Source organism: Pseudomonas sp. GXM4 (genome assembly GCF_008923895.1).
GTDB classification, from domain to species: domain Bacteria; phylum Pseudomonadota; class Gammaproteobacteria; order Pseudomonadales; family Pseudomonadaceae; genus Aquipseudomonas; species Aquipseudomonas atacamensis.
The window spans coordinates 1-6,410 of the sequence record NZ_WBRZ01000293.1; the positions used below are offsets into that span (position 1 = coordinate 1).

Here is a 6,410-nt window from a genome sequence, read left to right on the forward strand (position 1 = left end):
GGGCTTTTGATCTTGAAAAAAAGGCCCGCATGGAATCATCAGTGCGGGCCTTTCGATTACCTGTCGAATATCAATGCTTGCTGTCCTGCGCAGACATGGCCAGCAGTTGTTTTTCCTGGTTCCAGTCGAACGGTTCGTCGTTCTGTTCGGCTTCGTAGCGGCGTTCTTCGAGGGCCTGGTAGAGGTCAATTTCTTCGTCGGAGAGGTAGTGCAGGCAGTCGCCGGCGAAGAACCACAGCAGGTCGCGCGGGATCAGGTGGGCGATTTGCGGGTAGCGGCTGATGACTTGGGTGAGGATGTCCTGGCCCAGGTATTGGCTTTCGATAGGGTCGATCGGCAGGGAGGCCAGCAGTTCGTCGAAGCGCTCGAGGAACAGGGCATGGCTTTCTTCGGGCACTTGTTCGGCCTCACCTACGGCGACCAGGATACTGCGCAGGTGGTCGAGCAACACGAGATGATCGGCAACGACGTTGGACACGAGATAAGTCCTCAAGAGCAAAACGGGCGCGGGAGTATAAAGCCCTCGCGCCGTTTTTTCACATAAACCGGGATCAGCGGACTTTGCCCTCTGCCTGGGTCAGTTCTTCTTTGGCGAAATCATCGACGTCGATCACCTTGCGGCGGGCCGCTTCGGCGTCGCGCAGGCTTTGCGCTTCGACGGCCTGCAGCACGCCGGCTTCCAGCGCGGCATCGATGGCGTGTTCGCCGGCTGCCGGTTTGACCTGGCCGCTCTTCAGTGCGGTGTGCAGTTTTTTGTGCAGCGGTTGCGCGGCGTTAAGCAGGTCACTGGCGTGTTGCAGCGCGCCCACGGCATCGTCCGCCGATTGCGGGCGGTAGCAGCCGGCGAGCAGTTCTTCCAGTGCCGGATCGCCCTTGGCGCGACCGATGACCGCAGCGACTTCGGCGCCGAGTTTGTCCGATGGGCCTTTGTGACGGCGACCGAACGGGAAGACGATGACCCGCAGCAGGCAGCCGAAGACTTTGTTCGGGAAGTTGCTCAGCAGTTCATCCAGCGCACGCTCCGACTGGCCGAGGCTTTCTTCCATGGCCCAGCGGAACAGCGGCTCCATGTACGCCGGCGAATCCAGGTCGTGATAGCGCTTGAGCGCGGCGGAGGCCAGATACAGGTTGCTCAGTACATCGCCGAGGCGCGCCGACAGGCGTTCGCGGCGTTTCAATTCGCCGCCCAGGAGCATCATGCTGAAGTCGGCGAGCATGGCGAATGCGGCGGCCTGACGGTTCAGCGCGCGGAAGTAGCCCTGACTGATCCTGTCGCCCGGCGCATGTTCGAAGTGACCAAGACCTAGGTTCAGCACCAGTGTGCTGGCGGCATTGCTGACGGCAAAACCGATGTGCTTGAGCAACAGGCCGTCGAATTCCTTGAGCGCCTGATCCTTGTCCTCGCGACCAGCCAGGGCCATTTCCTTGAGCACGAATGGATGGCAGCGGATCGCGCCCTGACCGAAGATCATCAGGTTGCGCGACAGGATGTTCGCGCCTTCGACGGTGATGAAGATCGGCGCGCCGTTCCAGCTGCGGCCCAGGTAGTTGTTCGGCCCCATGATGATCGCTTTACCACCATGCACATCCATGGCGTGGCTGATGCATTCGCGACCGCGTTCGGTGAGGTGATATTTGAGGATCGCCGACAGCACCGATGGTTTTTCACCCAGGTCCACCGCGTTGGCGGTGAGCATGCGGGCGGCGTCCATCATCCACGCGTTACCGCCGATGCGCGCCATGGCTTCCTGGATGCCTTCGAAAGCGGACAACGGTACGTTGAATTGCTCACGAATCTGCGCGTACTGACCAGTGACCAGACTGGTGAACTTGGCCGCGCCGGTGCCCACGGCTGGCAGCGAGATCGAACGCCCGACGGACAGGCAGTTCATCAGCATCATCCAGCCCTTGCCGAGCATTTCCTGACCACCGATGAGGTAGTCCAGAGGAATGAACACGTCCTTGCCGGAGTTCGGGCCGTTCATGAACGCGGCGCCCAGCGGCAGGTGCCGACGACCGATTTCCACACCTGCAGTATCGGTCGGGATCAGCGCCAGACTGATGCCGAGGTCCTCTTCCTCACCGAGCAGGTGATCCGGGTCATAAGCCTTGAATGCCAGGCCAAGCAGAGTCGCGACCGGGCCGAGCGTGATGTAGCGCTTTTCCCAGTTCAGGCGCAGGCCGATAACTTCCTGTCCTTCCCACTGGCCTTTGCAGATGATCCCGGTGTCGGGCATCGCGCCGGCATCGGAACCGGCCAGCGGGCCGGTGAGGGCGAAGCACGGAATATCGTCGCCACGGGCCAGTCGCGGCAGGTAGTGATTACGTTGTTCGTCGGTGCCGTAATGCAGCAATAGTTCGGCAGGGCCGAGGGAGTTCGGGACCATCACGGTGGAGGCGAGGTCGCCACTGCGCGTCGCCAGTTTCATTGCCACTTGTGAGTGAGCGTAGGCCGAGAAGCCTTTGCCGCCGTATTCCTTGGGAATGATCAGGGCGAAAAAGCCATGTTCCTTGATGTGCGTCCAGGCCTCGGGCGGCAGGTCCATGGACTGGCCGATCTGCCAGTCGCTGACCATCGCGCAGAGTTCTTCGGTCGGGCCATCGATGAAAGCCTGTTCTTCTTCAGTCAGTTGCACCTTGGGATAGGACAGCAATTTGTCCCAGTCCGGACGGCCGCTGAACAGCTCGCCGTCCCACCACACGGTGCCGGCATCGATCGCGTCGCGTTCGGTCTGCGACATGGGCGGCAGGGTTTTCTGGAACCAGTTGAACAGCGGCGCGGTGAAATGCTTGCGGCGCAGGTCAGGCAGCAACAATGGCGCGGCGACCACCGCCAACAGGACCCAGAAGACAAACAGCAGCCAGCCCGGCGCGTGACTGAAAAACCCCATGGCGACCAGATAGGCCGCAACGATGCCCAACGCGGGCAGCGGGGCGATGCGTCGATGGGCGAGATACGCCACGCCGACGATCAAAACCAGTATCCACAACAACAGCATATTCAGTCCTCCGTGAACCAAAGCAAATCGACCCTCCAGAGCTTAGACGGCATCTGCAAATAAGGGTGGTCAGAGCTTGGTGATTGAAATCGTGGGAAACCCCGGATGGTTTTCGTAGGTTCGGTGGGCAACACGTGTGGGAAATCGTTCGTTGCTGCGCAGCTTTGCTTTCAGGTTTGGCCGAAACGTCGTTATCTCTGTGCTCAAGCTGTCGCTAGACTCGTGACTCATCCAGGAGATTGCCGTCATGCACGAGTATCTGAGCCCCGGCCGCTTCATCGATAGTGACCACCCGGCGGTGGTGGAGTTCGCCGAGCAGCATCGCGGTGCCAGTAATGATCCGCGTGAGCAGGCGATGAGTCTGTATTACGCCGTGCGCGAGGCGGTGCGCTACAACCCGTACACCTTCAGCCGTGATCCGCAAACCCTGCGCGGCAGTTACGCACTCGCAGCAGGGGAGAGTTACTGCGTGCCGAAAGCCACGCTGCTCGCCGGTTGTGCGCGGCATTGCGGGATCCCGGCGCGCATCGGTCTGGCCGATGTGCGCAATCATTTGTCGACGCCACGTCTGCTCGAGTTGCTGAAAAGCGATGTGTTTGCCATGCATGGCTACACCGAGCTGTTTCTCGACGGCCGCTGGGTCAAGGCGACGCCAGCGTTCAACCAGCAACTGTGCGAGTTGTTCAACGTCGCAGCGCTGGAATTCGACGGGGTCAACGATAGCGTTTTCCACCCGTTCAACCGTGACGGCGCACAGTTGATGGAGTATCTGCTCGATCACGGCCAGTTCACCGACGTGCCGGAAACCTTCTTCTTCGAGCACCTGCAAAAGTGCTATCCGCATCTGTTCAGTGAGCAACTGCCGGTGCTGCTGGGCGATATGCAGGCCGATTTGAGTCGCACCTGATCCGGCGTATGCTGGCCGTCCACTCACTTGCAAAGAGGCGGTCATGCTGAAGATCTGGGGACGGAAAAATTCATCGAACGTCAGAAAGCCCTTGTGGGCTGCCGAAGAGCTGGGCCTGGCGTACGAGGCCATCGATGCCGGCGGCGCGTTCGGTGTGGTCGACACGCCCGAGTACCGCGCGATGAACCCGAATGGCCGGGTGCCGGTGATCGAGGATGACGGTTTCGTGCTGTGGGAATCCAACGCCATCGTGCGCTATCTGCTGGCCAAACACGCCCCGGACAGCGCCTGGTATCCGGCAGATGCGCAAGCCCGCGCCGCAGCGGACAAGTGGATGGACTGGACCACTTCCAGTTTCGCCGGGCCGTTTCGCACGGTGTTCTGGGGTGTGCTGCGTACGCCTGCCGAGAAGCAGGACTGGAAGGCGATCAACGCCGCGATCAAGGAATGCGATGAATTGCTGAACATGGCCGACCATGCCTTGATCAGCCAGCCTTATCTCTCCGGCAATGACATCGGCATGGGCGACATCCCGCTGGGCAGCTTCATTTACGCGTGGTTCGAAATGCCCATCGAGCGCGCGCCGCAACCGCATCTGCAAGCCTGGTATGAACGCTTGAAACAGCGTCCGGCCTATCAGAAAGCGGTCATGACCGCGTTGACTTGATAATTACTATCGACACACTTGACTGTACTTGTGCGGCGGCGGCAAGCACCATTGCGAACTTGCGCTGCGGTTGTTTCCCTCGCCGCCCGCCCTTATTTACTTCTTTCCTTCCTTCTTGGTGCGTAAATCCGATATGAGTTCCGCTCTGTCCATCCGGCAGCTAACCAAAACCTACGGCAACGGGTTCCAGGCCTTGAGTGGTATCGATCTGGACGTCGCCGAAGGTGACTTTTTCGCCTTGCTCGGCCCCAACGGCGCCGGCAAATCCACCACCATCGGCATCCTCTCGACCCTGGTCAACAAGACCAGCGGCACCGTGAATATTTTCGGCAATGACCTGGACAAGAACCCGGCGGCGCTCAAGCGCTCGATCGGCGTGGTGCCGCAGGAATTCAACTTCAACCAGTTCGAAAAGACCTTCGACATCGTCGTGACCCAGGCCGGTTACTACGGCATTCCGGCGAAAGTCGCCAAGGAACGCGCCGAGCAGTACCTGACCCAGCTCGGCCTGTGGGACAAGCGCGATGTGCCTTCGCGTTCGCTGTCCGGCGGCATGAAACGGCGTCTGATGATTGCCCGTGCGCTGGTGCATGAACCGCGCCTGCTGATCCTCGATGAGCCGACTGCGGGCGTCGATATCGAACTGCGCCGTTCGATGTGGACCTTCCTCACCGAACTGAACCAGAAAGGCATCACCATCATCCTGACCACGCATTATCTGGAAGAGGCCGAGCAGCTGTGCCGCAACATCGGCATCATCGACCACGGCACCATCGTCGAAAACACCAGCATGAAACAGTTGCTGGGCCAGTTGCATGTGGAGACCTTTCTGCTTGATCTGAAGAACGACTTGAGCGCGGCGCCGCAATTGCTCGGCTACCCGGCCCGATTGCTCGACGGCCATACCCTTGAAGTCCAGGTCGACAAATCCATGGGCATCACGGCGCTGTTCACCCAGCTGGCGCAGCAGAACATCGAAGTGCTGAGCCTGCGTAACAAAACCAATCGCCTCGAGGAGTTGTTCGTGTCCCTGGTGGAGAAAAATCTGTCGAAGGTGGCGGTATGAGTTCCGAGTTCGGTCCCAACCTCGTCGCCCTGCAAACCATCGTCTACCGCGAGGTCAAACGCTTCATGCGGATCTGGCCGCAGACCCTGCTGCCGCCGGCGATCACCATGGTTCTGTACTTCGTGATCTTCGGCAACCTGATCGGCCGGCAGATCGGCGACATGGGTGGCTTCACCTACATGGAGTACATCGTGCCGGGTCTGATCATGATGTCGGTGATCACCAACTCCTACGGCAACGTGGTCTCGAGCTTCTTCGGCAGCAAGTTCCAGCGCTCGATCGAAGAGCTGATGGTGTCGCCGGTGTCACCGCACACGATCCTGATCGGCTTCACCATTGGTGGTGTATTGCGCGGTCTGGCAGTGGGTCTGATCGTGACGATCCTGTCGCTGTTCTTCACAGATTTGCAGGTGCATCACCTCGGCGTGACCATTCTGGTGGTAGTGCTGACCGCGACAATCTTCTCGCTGCTGGGCTTCATCAACGCGGTGTTTGCGCGCAACTTCGATGATATTTCGATCATTCCGACCTTTGTGCTGACCCCGCTGACTTACCTGGGCGGCGTGTTCTACTCGATCACTTTGCTGCCACCGTTCTGGCAGACCGTGTCGCTGGCCAACCCGGTGCTGCACATGGTCAACGCCTTCCGCTACGGCATCCTTGGTGTCTCGGATATCCGTATCGGCATCGCCATCACCTTCATGCTGGTGGCGACCGTGGTGCTGTATCTCGGCTGTGCGCGGTTGCTGGTGAGCGGGCGCGGGATGCGTA

The 6,410-nt window shown here is 60.0% G+C and carries 6 protein-coding genes; 4 read left to right on the plus strand and 2 right to left on the minus strand.

Translation table 11 applies throughout. The features are described from left to right. Positions 1 to 70: 70 nt before the first annotated feature. Together F8N49_RS24130 and F8N49_RS24135 are read right to left on the minus strand one after the other, a co-directional pair. Positions 71 to 478, minus strand: a complete 408-nt coding sequence (locus F8N49_RS24130; RefSeq protein WP_039760212.1) for a PA2817 family protein — start codon at positions 476 to 478, stop codon at positions 71 to 73. Between the two features lie 73 nt (positions 479 to 551). Beyond that, positions 552 to 2,999 (minus strand): acyl-CoA dehydrogenase, encoded by a 2,448-nt coding sequence (locus F8N49_RS24135; protein WP_122751513.1) that lies wholly within the window; start codon positions 2,997 to 2,999, stop codon positions 552 to 554. A 247-nt stretch (positions 3,000 to 3,246) separates the two neighbouring features. Between F8N49_RS24135 and F8N49_RS24140 the strand changes: the two genes are divergently transcribed. The 4 genes from F8N49_RS24140 to F8N49_RS24155 form a co-directional block, all read left to right on the plus strand. Then, positions 3,247 to 3,906, plus strand: coding sequence for a transglutaminase family protein (locus F8N49_RS24140; RefSeq protein ID WP_073472239.1), 660 nt, complete (start codon positions 3,247 to 3,249; stop codon positions 3,904 to 3,906). A 43-nt stretch (positions 3,907 to 3,949) separates the two neighbouring features. Next, on the plus strand, positions 3,950 to 4,573 hold the full coding sequence (locus tag F8N49_RS24145; RefSeq protein ID WP_024013937.1) for a glutathione S-transferase family protein: 624 nt from the start codon (positions 3,950 to 3,952) through the stop codon (positions 4,571 to 4,573). 133 nt (positions 4,574 to 4,706) lie between these two features. Continuing rightward, positions 4,707 to 5,639 carry an ABC transporter ATP-binding protein gene (locus F8N49_RS24150; protein ID WP_016771010.1) on the plus strand — a complete coding sequence of 311 codons (933 nt, stop codon included), beginning with the start codon at positions 4,707 to 4,709 and terminating at the stop codon, positions 5,637 to 5,639. Then, the coding region (locus F8N49_RS24155; protein WP_151552872.1) for an ABC transporter permease at positions 5,636 to 6,410 on the plus strand (775 nt) is incomplete at its 3' end. The genes F8N49_RS24150 and F8N49_RS24155, both read left to right, overlap by 4 nt.